Here is a 14316-nt window from a genome sequence, read left to right on the forward strand (position 1 = left end):
CAGGGCCATTGGTAGGGGTGTACCATCTGCCAATGCCCCGACCAATCCCGACCCCAGTATTCCAGTGCCATACTGTAGCGCACCGATCAGGGCGGATACCGCGCCTGCGACTGTGGGAAAGCTGTTAAGCGCTCCGACGATGGAGTTCGCAACAATCAAGCCTGCTGCTGCGCAAAAGACGAAGAGCGGTGCCACCAGCCCTGTTAACCCTCCTAGGCCGCTCCAGCTATCAATCAACAGCCAGATCCCCGCCAGTGCCGCCATCAGCGCCCCCACGCGCATTAGCCGGTCACTACCTATGTGCTTCACGAGTCTGGCGTTGGCCTGATTCGCCATCATGATTCCCGCGATACCCAAGGCAAAGAGGAGGCCGTAGGACTGAGGCGAAATGTGGTAGTAGTCAATGTAAACGAACGGCGTTCCAGCAATGTAGGCGTAGACCCCACCGTAGAAGAATCCACCCACTGTGGCATAGCCGATGATTCGACGATCCATGATTAGCTGAATGTAACGCTTCCATGCACCACCAAGGGGCTCGTAATTTCTCCGCTCGATGGGTAGCGTCTCAGGCAGGGAGTACACAGCGATCAGCGTCGCAATACCGAAGAAAGCCAGAACCCAGAAGATCAAGTGCCATGATCCAAGCTTCAAGATCGCCCCCCCCACGCTTGGCCCGAGTAGAGGGGCGACGGCCATGACGGTCATCAAGGTAGAGAGCATCTGTGCGGCACGGTGGCCCTCGTAGAGATCACGGATCATTGCACGCGCCAGAACCACGCTCGCACATGCGCCGACCGCTTGGAGTGCACGGCTAATGATCATGACGGGAGTTGCGGTCGACAATGCGCAACCGATAGAGCCCGCGATGAAAAGAAGCAAGCCAAGGGCAATAGGTAGGCGCCGACCGTAACGGTCGCCAATTGGGCCCCAAAGCAGCTGGCCTAGGCTGAAACCAACCAGGTAGCCTGTGATAGTGAGTTCCAGTTGCCCAGGGCTGGCATGAAGAGATTGAGCCATCGCTGGCATAGCTGGCAGGTAGAGATCGGTGGAAACTGAAGCGAAAGCCATCAAGGCGCTTAGGACTGCAAGTATCCATAGACTTTGCTTGTCCGACTGTTGAGTACCTACCAGAGGAGTCGTTTGGAGCATTGAGGAAGCTGCCCTCGGTAAAGATCTGAGAAGCAAGACCGCCGGCATCTAATCAGAAAGTCGGCGGCACTCGTTACGGAAGATTCAGCGATTCACGTTTTTCTGTAGATGAGCCGGGTAGCGGTCGCCAACAATTTGGATGTGAGCAAGCGCTGTCGCAATGGAGGCTAGGTCGTCGTTAGTCAGGCTGAGACTGGCCGCAGCGATATTTTCCTCGAGGCGATTTAGTTTCGTAGTGCCAGGAATTGGGACGATCCAAGGTTTTTGAGCTAACAGCCAGGCCAGTGCTACCTGAGCACGTGTGGCGCCTTTGCTATCAGCAATTACCCCGAGCACGTCCACCAGTCTCTTATTGGCTTCACGGCTCTCCTCGGTGAATCGTGGCACTACATTGCGGAAGTCGTCATCTGCGAATTTAGTGTTGGCATCGATAGTCCCAGTAAGGAAGCCCTTGCCAAGAGGACTGAACGGTACAAAGCCAATTCCGAGCTCTTCCAGGGTAGGAAGAATGTCCTTCTCTGGCTCACGCCACCACAAGGAATACTCGCTTTGTAGTGCAGCCACGGGTAGCACGGAATGCGCCCGGCGAATAGTCTCTACCCCGGCCTCTGACATGCCGAAGTGGAGGACTTTACCCGCTTCCACCAACTCCTTGACTGTCCCCGCAACATCTTCCACTGGCACCTGAGGATCTACGCGGTGCTGGTAGAGGAGCTCGATACGGTCGGTTTTCAAAAGCCGCAGGGAATGCTCGACCACCTTTCTGATGTTTTCTGGTCGGCTATCCAGCCCATCAGCCGGCAAGCCATTCTTGAAGCCAAATTTGGTGGCGATTACCACTTGGTCGCGAATTGGAGCCAAGGCCTCACCGAGCAACTCCTCATTGGTGAATGGCCCGTAGGCTTCAGCTGTGTCGAAAAAATTCACCCCTTTGTCGAAGGCGCCTCGGATCAAAGCGGTAGCTGCTTTCTTCTCCAAGGCTGGGCCGTAGGCATAGCTGATACCCATGCATCCCAACCCCAAGGCGGATACTTCCAATCCGTTTTTGCCGAGCTGACGTTTCAACATGTTTCGTCTCCTTCGCAAAGATGTAGATGGCATGTAAACTCTAAACTCATGTAGCTTGCTCAACAATTTGCGTTACATTTCATAGGTAAGTGAGGGGAATTCATCAATGATTAGAGCCGGAATTCCTGAACTGACTGCTTTCGTCGCGATAGCCGAGCAGAAGAGCTTCACCGGGGCGGCCAAAGCTCTGGGAGTCTCTCCCTCTGCGCTGAGCCACTCAATGAGAGGTTTGGAGGCACGGCTTGAGCTTCGCCTATTCAACCGAACTACGCGGTCTGTAGCCCTGACCGAGGCGGGAGAAGAACTCTATCAACGGGTTCAGCCACTCTTGAATGACTTGGAGTGTGCAGTGAATGACGTCACCTCCGAGCGCAGTACACCGTCCGGGTCTATCCGGCTCAGTGCGTCAGAATCGTCCTTCAAACCTTTAATCCGCCACGTCATGCCTCAGTTCTTGCGAGACAATCCCCAGATTCATATCGAGTGCGTGGCTGATAGTAGATTGGTGGACATCGTTGCTGACGGATTCGATGCCGGCATTCGGCTCTATGACGACGTGCCGCGAGACATGATCGCTGTGCGGTTTGGGCCCGACATTCGATTTGCAGCTGTGGCCTCCCCCGAGTACCTCTCCCGTCATCCTGCCCCAAAGGCCCCGCACGACCTCAAGGTGCATCGATGCATCAGGTTTCGATTTGCGAGCGGAACGTTATTCCGATGGGATCTCGATCACTTAGGTCGGTCTGCCAGCATTGATGTAGACGGCCCGATGACGATGGACAACATCAACCTGATGATCGAGGCTGCCCTCACCGGGATTGGCATTGCTTGGGTGCCTGAGCATCAGGTGGAAGAATATCTGCAAGCGGGAAGGTTGGTACATCTGTTACCAGAATGGGGGCCTCACTACGGCGGAGCCTGTCTGTACTATCCGGCCAATCGTCATCCACCGATGGCCTTGAGGATGTTCGCTGAAGCTGTGCGCGAATGGGCTCGCCAGCAGGAGCAGTATTAACCCTCCTGCTGACTGCTTCGCTTACTGGTTTTCTCCCCACCAGTATTGTGCAGTTACGCCACCATCCATGAGGAAGTCGCTGCCAGTGATGAACGTTCCTTCGGGGCCCATCAACAATGCGGCGACGGCGCCTACCTCATCAGGAGTGCCACCGCGTTTGGCCGCGCAGGATTCGATCATGCTTCGATACCCAGCGCCGCGTGGGCCATTCAATTCATCACGCGCCAGTGGGGTGAAGATGATGCCTGGGCTGATTGTATTGACGCGAGCACCACGCTTACCCCAACGAACAGCTTCTGCAGCCACGCGCAGGGAGTTGCCGCGCTTGGAGATCTGGTAGGCGTTGAGCGGATCGGTCACCTGTTCGGGTTGCAGCATCGGAAGCGTCAATAACTCTTCAACGGGCGTTAGCGCCAGGGCTCTATTTTGCTCAGGTGTCAGCGCCGGCAGTCGGTGACCGGACTGCGAAGCGATGACGATGGCAGATCCCCCTTTTGCAATGACGTTGCCGAAGAGCTCCAGAACTAGCGCAGTGCCATACAAATCCACTCGAAGTATGGTTGCTGGTGGCGCCTGGGACGGGGAGACACCAGCGGCATGGATCACCCCAGTAATATCGCCAACGGCAGCGGCGGTATCAACCAAGGCTTTGACAGAGGCACGAGAGGAAACGTCAACCACTGCCGTGCTGACTTCAAAGCCGGCGTCGTTGAGCACTTTAGCGGCTGAGTCCGCAGTTTCCTTGCGAAGATCTGCGAGCACGACATGCTTGCCTGCGCTGACTCGCCTAGCAATTGCCTGGCCGATTGATCCGGCACCGATCACAACGGTTACGTCTGGCATGAATATCTCCTGGCTAGGTTAGGTTAAGCCTATAACTCTAGGACAAAATGCTAGGGCTGATTAGCGCAATTGCTTTGAGTAACCCTATGAGCGCGCTTCATCAATCGAGCTTTGGTAGTGAGTAAATGGGCGGGGCGCGCTTGTACGGCCCCTATGTTACATAATTGATCTAAGCTTGAGTTGCAGGCAAAGTAGTGTTTGCGCAAGCTTCAGCCGAAGTCTCATCCGATTTAGATGTGCGAATACAGAGCAGTAAACTTGCTCCTAAGAAAAGTAGCGCGACCATTACGTATAATCCAGCATGAAGCGAACCTGTCGTAGTGGTTGCCCAGCCGATGATTGTTGGGCTAACAAATCCACCTGATGCTCCGATTGTATTTATAAAGGCTATACCGCCAGCAGCACCATTGCCCTTCAGGTATCTCGAGGGAATAGTCCAGAATACGGTGTATGAGGCATACATCAATAGAGTGGCAAGGGTAATGGTGGTTAATGATGCCAGTACGTTGCCTGAGATAGATGTCGAAATACACAAGCACAGACCAGCACCCACAGCGGGAAGTACGCTATGCCAGCGACGCTCACGGTGACGATCAGAGCTTCGCCCAAAATAAATCATTCCGCATATGCTCGCTATATAAGGGATGGCGGTATAGAAGCCTATTTCGAGGGTGCTAGATACCCCGCTAGCTTTAATTATGCTTGGGAGCCAGAAGTTGATTGTGCAAATACCGCATATCAAACAAAAGTAAGCGGTGGCCATCAGATAGATGCGTGGGTCAGATAGCACGCTACGGAATGAATGGTGTTTCACTACATGTGTGATGTGTGTTTGGTTTTTGAGCAGCTTAACTTCATCTGTGGAGAGCCACTTAGCATGCTCCGGTTGATCCGCTAGCATCTTCCAAACAACTAAAGCGAGTGGTAAGCAAGGCAGGGCCTCTATTAGAAACATCCACTTCCAACCTGCAAGACTTAACACTCCATCGAATGCTGTCATCAGCCAGCCAGATAGGGGGCTACCTAGTACGCCAGATATAGGCCCCGCAATCAAGATTAACGAAATGGCTCTAGCCATTCTTGCTTCACCATACCAAAAGGTGAGGTAGAAGACCATTCCAGGAAATAGCCCTGCTTCAAAGACGCCCAAAAGTAGTCTCAAGCAGTAAAACATTGGCACGCTGTTTACAAACATCATTCCTGCTGAGGTTAATCCCCAGAGGACTAATATTCGAGAAATAGTCCTTCGTGCTCCAATTCGTGCCAGAATTAGGTTGCTGGGAACTTCAAATAAAGCATAGCTAATGAAAAATATGCCCGCTCCTAGGCCATAGATGGCGTCGGAAAATGCAAGGTCATTCTGCATTTGTAGCTTTGCGAAGCTTATATTTTGTCGGTCTAGGTTAGAGAAAAAGTAACAAAGCATTAATATTGGAAGGAGGCGCCAGTTAATTTTCCTATATAGCGCCTCACTCGCCGCGCTTCCCTTGTGGAAGCCTTTGACGTTAGTCATCACTGAGCGTACTCCGATAGATTGAGGCAGAAGTCAATTGCTAACTGCCATTTCTGTTGTTTTTATTGTGCGCTCCGCATTAGGGGCGTCGCGGTCAATGGTGACAATCACCGCCTTGGCAAGCAATAGCAATCAAGATGTGCTATCGTTGCCTTTTGGGCAACGTTCGGTGGCGAAGATCCCGATGCGCGAGATCAATCAGAGGCGCTTGCGATACTTTTATGAAGTTCTGACCCAAGGTACCTTTAGGGGGGCTGCGGATAACCTCAATACTGCCGCGTCGGTTATTACTCGGCAAATCAAGCTCTTGGAGGAAGAGGTTGGAGCGGAACTCTTTGAGCGTCGTGCTCGAGGCGTTGTGCCCACGGAGGCAGCTCAGCATCTGGTCGAATATTGGCGTGGTTGCCAAGCTCAGCAGGAGCAATTCGATAGTAGAATGCGCGCTCTTCAGGGATTGGAGCAAGGGGGAATAAGAATTGCTACTAGCGAGGCTTATATTGAAGGACTGATGGATGAAGTGGTTACCGACTTCTGTGTAAGATATCCTCGGATTGAGGTCGGTGTGAACGCTTTTCCAGTAAATGATGTGGTGAATGAGGTGGTAGATGGGCGAGCTGACTTAGGTGTTGCCTTTAATCCTCCTGCACATCCCCATATAAACCATCTTGTCTCCGCCTCAAGGCCGGTCAATGTTATCGTGAATCCACAGCATCCTTTGGCTTTACGAGGGACAGATGTAACTGTAGAGGACGTCGTCAAGTATCCGGTTGCCACGCCACCCTCTTCATTTGGGCTTGGTCAAATAGTTAAAATGCTGGAGTATGCTGAAGGTCTGCAGTTGAATATTCAATTGAGGACGAACTCCCTGGTCGCATTGAAGCAATTCGCAAAGAAGGGGGAAGGTATAACGTTTTTTGGTAAGTATGCTGTTATGAGAGAGCTGAAGTGTGGGGAGCTCGTGGCACTTCCGATGAGGCACTCGCTTTTTCAAACATGCAAGGTCTGTTTGATCGCTCGTAGTGGTCGTCCACTAGGCCCTGCTGCGGCTGAAATGCGAAAATGGATGCTAGAAAGGATGACCGCGCTTCGCAACTGCGAGTAACGCAAAAGAATTTTAATGCTTAGTTTTCTTGAGGTGGTGTGCACCTCAAGATTCTAAATAAGTGGGGCTATATATTTTAAGTGGTCGTAATGTGGTTGCGCTAATTGATTTGGTATTTTGATGCGCTAATTGCGAATAGCAAAATGCCCCCGCTAATTAACAGGCATGCCATCATGTGCATGCCAACATCAAGAGAGCCTGTTGCGGTGCTTGACCAGCCAATAAGGCTGGGGCTAATGAAGCCACCGATGAGTCCTATCGAATTTATCAAAGCTATTCCTCCGGCTTCACCTCCCTTCTTCAGGTGCTTGCAAGCTGCTGCCCAGAATACGCCATATGAGCCATAGAGAAAGAAGGCTGTCAGGCTTATAAAGGTTAGGAATAATAAAGCGCTATTGACTACCATTGTCGCTATGCTCAGCAATGCACCGGCGGCTAAGGCTGGCAATATACTGTGCCACCTACGTTCGAGATGGCGATCAGAGCTCCACCCAAATAGGAGCATACCCAATACCCCGGCGAGGTAGGGCAGCGCGGAGGCGTAACCAAGTTCTAATGTGTTGCTCATTCCGCTTTGTTTCAATATGCTGGGGAGCCAAAATTTGAGAGTATAGATTCCGCAAATAAGGCAAAAGTAAGCTATTCCGAGTAGGTAGGCTTTTGGTGAGGTGAATATTATTAGAGATGACCTTGTGCTTTTTTGGGTGGGGAGTTGGCTCTTCAGTTTTTCCTTTTCTGCATCTGAAAGCCAGGTGGCATCTGCTGGTTTGTCAGGAAGTATCAACCAAATTGTAAGTCCGAGTACTACGCACGGTAATCCCTCGATTACAAACATCCATTGCCACCCAGCTAACCCCAGTAGGCCGTCGCACACGCTTATCAACCAAAATGAAAGAGGGCCCGCTATGACTCCTGAGGCTGGGCCCGCTATTAGAACGATTGAAAGTGCTCGAGCCATTCGAGCTTCGCTGTACCAGTATGTGAGATAGAGAATCATCCCTGGGGCAAACCCTGCCTCAAATACTCCAAGTAAAAATCGAATGCCGTAAAACATTTTGACGTTTTCTACTAGCATCATTGAGGTTGATGCTAGTCCCCAAAGTATTAAAATCCTAGAGAATGTCTCGCGGGCGCCTCGACGTAATAGAATAAGGTTGCTTGGTATTTCAAAAAGCACATAACCAATAAAGAAAATTCCAGCGCCGAGACCGTAAACGGCATCGGAAAATCCCAGGTGGCTCTGCATTTGTAGTTTTGCAAAGCTTATGTTTTGGCGGTCTAGATTTGCAAAGAGGTAGCAAATCATTAGCGGGATTAGGATTCTAAGGTTTAGAGATTTGTATATCTTATGAAGGGCTTCATTGTCTTCTTTCTGGTGTTTTGCGTCTGGCGTCACATTTGGTTCTCCGGGTTTTAGGTGAGTGAGCCAAAATTTAATGGGGTGCCTCTTTTTTGCAGAACCCTTATATTCGCCGGATTTGAGGTGATGAGCAATAGCTGTAATTAGAATGCGTGTTGCCTATAGGGCAACGCAGGTTCCGTTATTGTTTTTCGTGACTGATTGCTCTAGCAGGGTGTCTATTAAAATATCGCATTTGCAGGCTTGCCATTGCGTGCGATTTCTAGCAATCTCTGTGTTGTTATCTGTCTCCCTTCAGTTCGTGCTAGGTACTATGTCTATGTCGCTACGCATCTGCATCTTAGAAACCGATATCCTACGACCCGAATTGGTCGAGCAGTATCATGGCTACGGTAAGATGTTTGAGCAGCTCTTCGCTCGGCAACCTTTGCTTGCGCAATTTTTTACCTATAATGTTGTGAAAGGTGAGTATCCGACTGAGGCTGATAGGTTCGATGCTTATCTAGTTACGGGAAGTAAGGCGGATTCCTTTGGGGGGGAGCCGTGGATCTTGTCGCTAAAAAAATTTCTAATGAGGTGTTACAATCGTGGCGATAAATTGCTAGGAATATGTTTTGGTCATCAATTGCTTGCTCTCATGTTAGGGGGGCGTACTGAGCGGGCGATTCAAGGGTGGGGTGTGGGTGTGCACGACTATAAGGTGGATATACAAACCGAGTGGATGACACCATATTCAAATAACCTTGCACTATTGGTTAGCCATCAAGATCAAGTAACTTTGCTGCCGAAAGGCGCAGCTACGGTAGCTTCAAGCGCTTTTTGCCCCAATGCTGCTTATCATATTGGTGACCAAGTACTGTGTTTTCAGGGGCACCCCGAGTTCAGTCATGATTACTCTCGAGCGCTACTCGATCTTCGTATGGATGCCCTTGGTGAAGAAGTGCACAGCGCCGCCGTTCAAAGCTTGAAGCGTGATCAGCAAGGTTCTTTGGTAGGGGAGTGGATGATGCGTTTCGTTGCCTGCAAGTAAGTGGTTTCTTTTCTGGCGCGAGGCGATGCCTAGGATAGTGTCCGGGGAGGTTGCCCGACCTCCCGCACTTTATGTGCCTTTATCGCTGGGGTATTGTGAAACCCTCAATTAAGAGTACTGAGGCTGAGCCCGTCTTTATGACTTACACGACAGGCCTTGGCTGTTTGGGCGAGAGAGCGATTGGTTCAGCTGTTAGTTGAGGTCTTATAAGCTTGCTGGGTTCGCTTTGTTTTCTGAGTGTCCAGTCTTGGGTTAGAAGGTTTCATTTTTGGCCTGTAGGAATTTTCATCAAAGTATAGGTATTAAGTAAATATGCATTACTCGAAATTTTGTTTTGAGTAAAATGTTTTTTAGTTATCTTGGCTTGCATCGTAGGATTTTTGAGACTGGGCGCGTAGTTGACAAAATTCACTCTTCCATTCGTGAGGGGCAGGCCTTATCGCCATTCAGAAATGGAGGTCTACAAGATGGCGAAGAGAGTCGATTTGAGGTACTGCTTCCGCCTTCCCCACTTTTTCGAGATGTCTATCTGACGGGGAGATCGTGCCCGGAATTCATACCTGAGGCATTTCCTCCCAACTGCTTGGATAGCGTCGATCAGTGGTCTCGTCCAAGAGCTGGCTGCAGCTGGTAAGCACCCAGGGCTCAGTAGAGTGTTCAGAACCATTCTGGAAGAGATCTGGAGCCGTGATGAAACTTCGACGACCTACAGATCACCCTCCAGGTGCTCAATTTCCAAGCGAAGGTCGTCGATGAGCTCCGCTGAGGATTTACCAGACTCCAAGCTCAAGGTGAGCGTCAACAAAGTCAGCGGGCTCAACTCTAGGCGCTGACTCACCTGCTCGAGCTTATCCAGCGTCAGGCTGGATTTACCGCCTTCCAACTTGGACAGGAACGTCCGGCTCGTGTCACCGAAGTCCCGCTGCGTGATGTTTCGCTTGCTCCGTAGCGCCCGCAGGACAATAGCGAAAGACGATTTCAGTGACATATGCGCTCTCCGTTTGCGCGTGTCTCGGGCGATATCCACGAAGCACCCCTGCGTAATCCCTATCGACCGCGTGCGTACCCAGGGCCGGGCGGTGAGAAGGCACCACCACTCCGTCGACCTACTGTTGATACATCCAGTATATATCGCTAAGCTCGACAGGAGAACATTTGTACTACTCGTGGTGACGAGCGTCATGAAAAACCCTGACCAGACCGTTGATGATCGCTTTGCTTTTTTCTCGCGGGAGGAGCTGCTCGAGCAGCAGTGCCTGTTGCTTGAGAACGAGCTGGCCGTAATGGGCGAGGAGTTGACGGCGTCTCGCGAAAAGATCGCCACTTTGGTTCTGATGTGGACGGGCGTCAAAGCTGAGCTGCAGAAGGCGGAGACAGAGTTGACCCAGGCGAGGTACCAGCTTCAGGTAGCCAGCGCTGCTCACTGAGGAGAGTAGCCTGGCTGTAGGACTTGAACTCTCGGCGTCGCCCCTCGGTTACCCGGTTTTGAGCTGCTGTTTGAGCTTGGTCATGAGCCGCAAACCTGCCGCTTCCACGAGATCGCCATGGTGGCTCAGAGCGCCACAGCTCCTGCAGGTGATCACCGATTTACGATGCAGCCTAGTGGGTTGCACAAGCTGCTTTCCATTGCATTTGAGGCAGCGAAGGGTGAGGCTCATCATGCCTTCTCCTTGGAAACTTCATGTACTGGGCCCTCGATCCTTTAGAGAGCGTTACATTGAGTGCTGAGGGGCTTTGATCGTTCAGTCGGTGAATCATGAGCAACTGCGCAGGCAGTCTCGCTTTGGGTTATCACGCTGAGAGATGGTGCGCGCAGACCATAGCATTCGGTGGAAATCTGCGATGCGTCCTGCACGCCATAGCTTTGTCTCACAACGTCGCCGGGGTTGGAGGAGGAAGCCCTGATAAAACGCAGTTGCGATGAAGCAGGGCAGAAACACCCCCTAGAATCTCGTTACCTCCCTGGATGATAAGGCTTGCGCACGATCACATTGATCCGGTGCCAATTCACAGCTCCAGAGTCGATGACCATCGATGATTCAGATTCACGCAGCAGGACTATTTCGAATCCCTCGCTTAGCCTCCGAATGTCCTCCACGCTATGGAATGACATTAGCTCTTCGCTCGCCCAGGTATGCCTCAAACCAAAGAAATGACCTACGAATACACCGCCCGGGACTAGGGCGGTGCGAATCTGACTCCAAAGGTTGGCAAATTTGTTAGGCCTGCAGAAAGGAAGAGCTAGCCCTGCATGAATCAAAGCAGACGGTGGAAGGTGGGTCAGATGCTCAAAGTCCGCGACCTCAGCGGTGAGTCGGCGAGCTTCGTTCATCGAGCACTTACGGATCGTTCGCGCGATGGCTTCTGGTTCTTTGTCAATTGCCAAGACCTGCCACCCGCCTTGGATGAGCTGCCAGACTTCATTGCCTGACCCACATCCCAGATCTATTGCACAGCGAGGATTTAGATTTCCAACGTGATCAATCGCATATGTGAGAAGCGGAGAAGGGGCTCGGGTTTCTGTACGTTCGTAGAAAGCATTCCAACTCGTCATGGATGAAGCGTCCTTACCAGTCCATGTCTTTAAGGCGCAGAGGCCATCATGGGATCCTCTGCACTTGCTTTTTGAAAGTTGCCTTCTTTAGACGCTTGGGCCCTTGTCAGAAGGTAGAGACTGGGGGCGGCTACCAGGGAGGATGCAGAGAGGGCCCCCTCTCTTAGAATCGACCAGCTGGTCAGATCCACTCCTGACCACTGAATCTCTTTAACCTTCCGCACCTTCATCGTCTCATCCTCTGCCCCTGAGTCTACTGCCATTGGAGCATAGGTGAGGAGTGGTGTGTATCAACAAAAGGTTTGAAAAAAGCCGCTTATAGATATACCTCGCCGATGCTTGGCACCAGGTTGTGCAGGTCGGCTTCGGCGCGTTGGTACACTTCGTCATGCTGCGAGCACTGCTTGCGCCCGCCGCTCTGCCAGCACTGGCGCTGATGGCCGATCTGCCAGGCGGGTACGATGTGCTCCCACTCGATGCGCGACGCGCGCTGGGCGTTCTTGCGTGGGGTATAGCCGCAAGATGCCAGGTCGACCTTGTTGCCTTTGTATTTACAGCCGCAATAAAACTCGGTCGATTGCGGCGCATAGAGCTTCCAGGCGACCTTCTTGGCCTCCTGGAAGGTGCGCGGGGCGTCGGCTTGAACAAGCGGAGTGGTCAGTAACAGGCAAGCTGCTGCGAAAAGCGAAACTCTCATGCGCAGTCAATCTTCCTTCGGTACGGTCCAGAAAATCTGCACACCGCCATCGTCGCGATGGGCGAGGGTGACGTTGTCGTTTTCTGCAATCTCCTGAAGCAGGGTCTCCCAGTCATCCGGGCTTTCCTGTTCCAGGCGGAAGATCAGCGCCGCACGGCTGCGCTGGGCGGTGGGGCTGTTGATGATCTTCTGGATGCGTACACCCAGCTGTTCATAGCTGCTCGGGGTGGCGGAGGCGGTGCTGGACACAGGAATTTCCTTGTTTTGCTGTATGTGCATACAGTATTTCACTGTAAGTAAATTCGCAACAGCTTGTCAGGGGAAATCCAGCGTTGGTCCGTAAGCCATGACACCGTTCTGAAATGTAAACGATGTTCGGGTTAGTAGCAGTGCAAAGCAAAACCTCTTTTTTGTCCTGGGTATGAAGTGAGACAGGCGGCGACTGAGGCTGCCTGCCTTCTTTATCGCTTCAGCAGGTTGTTGCGCTGGTGGCTTTCTTCGCGGCCGTACGGATGTGGGTGCCGTACAGCGTCAGGCCTGTGAAGGCCAGGCCGCCCACCAGGTTGCCCAGTACGGTGGGGATTTCGTTCCACGCCAGGTAGTCCATGAGCGAGAAGTCGCCGCCCATGATCATTGCGGAAGGGAACAGGAACATGTTCACGACCGAGTGCTCGAAGCCCATGAAGAAAAACAGCATGATCGGCATCCACATGGCGATCACCTTGCCGCTCACAGAGGTGGAGATCATTGCGCCGACCACGCCCATCGACACCATCCAGTTACACAGCACGCCACGCAGGAAGATCGTCAACCAGCCTGCCAGCCCGTATTGCTCGTAACCCAGGGTGCGGGCCTCACCGATGCTGGCAATTTTCTCTCCCACGGCGCCGGGGGAAGCGTGGAAACCATAGGTAAAGACGAAGGCCATCATGCAGGCGACCGTAAGGGCGCCGGCGAAGTTGCCGACGAACACCAGGCCCCAGTTGCGCAGAATTCCCCTAACGGTGACCCCGGGACGTTTGTCCAGTAATGCCAGCGGGGTGAGCATGAAGACCCCAGTGAGCAGGTCGAAGCCCATAAGGTAGAGCATTGAAAAACCAACCGGAAACAGTACTGCGCCTAGCAGGGCTGAGCCTGTCTGTACTGCGATGGTCACTGCGAATACGGCCGCCAGGGCCAGAATTGCCCCGGCCATATAGCTGCGGATCAGCGTGTCGCGAGTGGACATGTGGACCTTTGATGCGCCGGCATCGAGCATCTTGGTGACAAAATCGGTGGGTAGCAGATAAGACATGGCGGCTCCCTCAACTGCGGGTAATAGGCGGCACCCCTGGAGGGGTGCCGAGGGTTGGATGGGTTTACCAGGAACGGTACGGCAAGAACTTGCCATTGAGGGTCAACAGAACCCGGTCGCCTTTGGGGTCTTCGATTCGCTCGACATGCATGGAAAAGTCGATGGCACTCATGATGCCGTCGCCAAATTTTTCCTGGATCACGTCTTTCAGGGTCGGGCCATAGACGCCCACGACTTCATACAGTCGATAGATCAGCGGGTCTTGAGGGATGGACTTGTCCCAGCCCTTGACTGGGAAAGCGGTTAAGGTGGCGGCGACTTGATCATCCAGCTCCAATACCTCGCAAAGATGCGTTGCCACTTCCAGCGGCGCGCTATTCATGCCGTAGCAGACCGATGCAAGCCATACCGGGGCCTTGCCCACTGCGTTGGCAAGATCATCCCAGCTCAGGCCCTTGCGTGCTTTCGCGGCCATGATCAGGTGATGCATTTCAAGTTTGTCCATTATTTCTGCTCCCGCAGTTTGGTTTAAGGTGAACACACCCATAGCGAGAGATGTGCCAATCTCCTGTTTTTTGTAACTGCATGATTTTATTGAGTTATTTTTTGTTTGATGGCGAGGTTTATTTACGAAATTTCGTAAATCACGAACGGTCGTAATATTGTTCACGAAATGTCGTGAAAATCGGTT

15 protein-coding genes and 1 pseudogene are annotated in these 14316 nt (G+C 52.2%); 4 read left to right on the forward strand and 12 right to left on the reverse strand.

Going from position 1 to position 14316, the window contains the following annotated elements; genetic code table 11:
* On the reverse strand, nucleotides 1–1197 hold a 1197-nt coding region (locus BJQ17_RS22080; protein ID WP_307572225.1), incomplete at its 3' end, for a multidrug effflux MFS transporter.
* Between the two features lie 36 nt (nucleotides 1198–1233).
* Entirely contained in the window at nucleotides 1234–2217 is a 984-nt protein-coding gene (locus BJQ17_RS22085; RefSeq protein WP_070096648.1) for an aldo/keto reductase, read from the reverse strand.
* A 106-nt stretch (nucleotides 2218–2323) separates the two neighbouring features.
* Here BJQ17_RS22085 and BJQ17_RS22090 point away from each other — a divergent pair, with 106 nt between their 5' ends.
* A complete protein-coding gene (locus BJQ17_RS22090; protein ID WP_003250607.1) occupies nucleotides 2324–3232 on the forward strand; it encodes a LysR family transcriptional regulator in 909 nt (302 codons plus the stop codon).
* A gap of 21 nt (nucleotides 3233–3253) precedes the next feature.
* Here the strand turns inward: BJQ17_RS22090 and BJQ17_RS22095 are convergent, their stop codons facing one another.
* Both BJQ17_RS22095 and BJQ17_RS30360 read right to left on the reverse strand, forming a co-directional pair.
* Complete coding sequence (locus BJQ17_RS22095; protein WP_003250609.1) at nucleotides 3254–4075, reverse strand: SDR family oxidoreductase; 822 nt, start codon at nucleotides 4073–4075, stop codon at nucleotides 3254–3256.
* Nucleotides 4076–4244: 169 nt separating this feature from the next.
* Nucleotides 4245–5588, reverse strand: coding sequence for an MFS transporter (locus BJQ17_RS30360; protein ID WP_083285094.1), 1344 nt, complete (start codon nucleotides 5586–5588; stop codon nucleotides 4245–4247).
* 37 nt (nucleotides 5589–5625) lie between these two features.
* Here BJQ17_RS30360 and BJQ17_RS22100 point away from each other — a divergent pair, with 37 nt between their 5' ends.
* Nucleotides 5626–6690 carry a LysR family transcriptional regulator gene (locus BJQ17_RS22100; protein ID WP_237742407.1) on the forward strand — a complete coding sequence of 355 codons (1065 nt, stop codon included), beginning with the start codon at nucleotides 5626–5628 and terminating at the stop codon, nucleotides 6688–6690.
* Between the two features lie 100 nt (nucleotides 6691–6790).
* Here the strand turns inward: BJQ17_RS22100 and BJQ17_RS22105 are convergent, their stop codons facing one another.
* On the reverse strand, nucleotides 6791–8086 hold the full coding sequence (locus tag BJQ17_RS22105; protein WP_070096649.1) for an MFS transporter: 1296 nt from the start codon (nucleotides 8084–8086) through the stop codon (nucleotides 6791–6793).
* Nucleotides 8087–8369: 283 nt separating this feature from the next.
* Between BJQ17_RS22105 and BJQ17_RS22110 the strand changes: the two genes are divergently transcribed.
* Nucleotides 8370–9080: an amidotransferase gene (locus BJQ17_RS22110; RefSeq protein ID WP_003250616.1), complete on the forward strand. Its 711-nt coding sequence runs from the start codon at nucleotides 8370–8372 to the stop codon at nucleotides 9078–9080.
* 706 nt (nucleotides 9081–9786) lie between these two features.
* On the opposite strand, the gene BJQ17_RS22115 is transcribed toward BJQ17_RS22110, so the two are convergent.
* The gene (locus BJQ17_RS22115; protein WP_003250618.1) at nucleotides 9787–10068 is read right to left on the reverse strand and encodes a helix-turn-helix domain-containing protein; all 282 of its coding nucleotides are present in this window, start codon (nucleotides 10066–10068) and stop codon (nucleotides 9787–9789) included.
* Between the two features lie 193 nt (nucleotides 10069–10261).
* Between BJQ17_RS22115 and BJQ17_RS22120 the strand changes: the two genes are divergently transcribed.
* The gene (locus BJQ17_RS22120) at nucleotides 10262–10507 is read left to right on the forward strand and encodes a hypothetical protein (protein WP_033725569.1); all 246 of its coding nucleotides are present in this window, start codon (nucleotides 10262–10264) and stop codon (nucleotides 10505–10507) included.
* 48 nt (nucleotides 10508–10555) lie between these two features.
* Here BJQ17_RS22120 and BJQ17_RS22125 read toward each other — a convergent pair whose 3' ends face one another.
* From BJQ17_RS22125 to cynS, 6 genes and pseudogenes are all read right to left on the reverse strand, one after another.
* Entirely contained in the window at nucleotides 10556–10741 is a 186-nt protein-coding gene (locus tag BJQ17_RS22125) for a hypothetical protein (protein ID WP_139139805.1), read from the reverse strand.
* A gap of 293 nt (nucleotides 10742–11034) precedes the next feature.
* Complete coding sequence (locus BJQ17_RS30365) at nucleotides 11035–11634, reverse strand: trans-aconitate 2-methyltransferase (protein ID WP_003250623.1); 600 nt, start codon at nucleotides 11632–11634, stop codon at nucleotides 11035–11037.
* Between the two features lie 325 nt (nucleotides 11635–11959).
* Nucleotides 11960–12331: pseudogene (locus BJQ17_RS22135) on the reverse strand (endonuclease); the annotation flags it as partial.
* 6 nt (nucleotides 12332–12337) lie between these two features.
* Nucleotides 12338–12580, reverse strand: coding sequence for a DUF1654 domain-containing protein (locus BJQ17_RS22140; protein WP_004574330.1), 243 nt, complete (start codon nucleotides 12578–12580; stop codon nucleotides 12338–12340).
* A 220-nt stretch (nucleotides 12581–12800) separates the two neighbouring features.
* The gene (locus BJQ17_RS22145; RefSeq protein ID WP_060537405.1) at nucleotides 12801–13625 is read right to left on the reverse strand and encodes a formate/nitrite transporter family protein; all 825 of its coding nucleotides are present in this window, start codon (nucleotides 13623–13625) and stop codon (nucleotides 12801–12803) included.
* 64 nt (nucleotides 13626–13689) lie between these two features.
* Nucleotides 13690–14130, reverse strand: a complete 441-nt coding sequence (gene cynS / locus BJQ17_RS22150) for a cyanase (protein ID WP_003250631.1) — start codon at nucleotides 14128–14130, stop codon at nucleotides 13690–13692.
* Nucleotides 14131–14316 lie beyond the last annotated feature (186 nt).

Source organism: Pseudomonas sp. NBRC 111139 (assembly GCF_001753955.1).
GTDB lineage: Bacteria > Pseudomonadota > Gammaproteobacteria > Pseudomonadales > Pseudomonadaceae > Aquipseudomonas > Aquipseudomonas alloputida.

Bases quoted from the DNA above. Each gene is read 5' to 3' on its own strand.
- BJQ17_RS22115 (WP_003250618.1), bottom strand. From the start codon at position 10,068: ATGTCACTGAAATCGTCTTTCGCTATTGTCCTGCGGGCGCTACGGAGC.
- BJQ17_RS22120 (WP_033725569.1), top strand. From the start codon at position 10,262: ATGAAAAACCCTGACCAGACCGTTGATGATCGCTTTGCTTTTTTCTCG.
- BJQ17_RS22110 (WP_003250616.1), top strand. From the start codon at position 8,370: ATGTCGCTACGCATCTGCATCTTAGAAACCGATATCCTACGACCCGAA.
- BJQ17_RS30360 (WP_083285094.1), bottom strand. From the start codon at position 5,588: ATGACTAACGTCAAAGGCTTCCACAAGGGAAGCGCGGCGAGTGAGGCG.
- BJQ17_RS22085 (WP_070096648.1), bottom strand. From the start codon at position 2,217: ATGTTGAAACGTCAGCTCGGCAAAAACGGATTGGAAGTATCCGCCTTG.
- BJQ17_RS22090 (WP_003250607.1), top strand. From the start codon at position 2,324: ATGATTAGAGCCGGAATTCCTGAACTGACTGCTTTCGTCGCGATAGCC.
- cynS (WP_003250631.1), bottom strand. From the start codon at position 14,130: ATGGACAAACTTGAAATGCATCACCTGATCATGGCCGCGAAAGCACGC.
- BJQ17_RS22145 (WP_060537405.1), bottom strand. From the start codon at position 13,625: ATGTCTTATCTGCTACCCACCGATTTTGTCACCAAGATGCTCGATGCC.
- BJQ17_RS22125 (WP_139139805.1), bottom strand. From the start codon at position 10,741: ATGATGAGCCTCACCCTTCGCTGCCTCAAATGCAATGGAAAGCAGCTT.
- BJQ17_RS22095 (WP_003250609.1), bottom strand. From the start codon at position 4,075: ATGCCAGACGTAACCGTTGTGATCGGTGCCGGATCAATCGGCCAGGCA.
- BJQ17_RS30365 (WP_003250623.1), bottom strand. From the start codon at position 11,634: ATGACGAGTTGGAATGCTTTCTACGAACGTACAGAAACCCGAGCCCCT.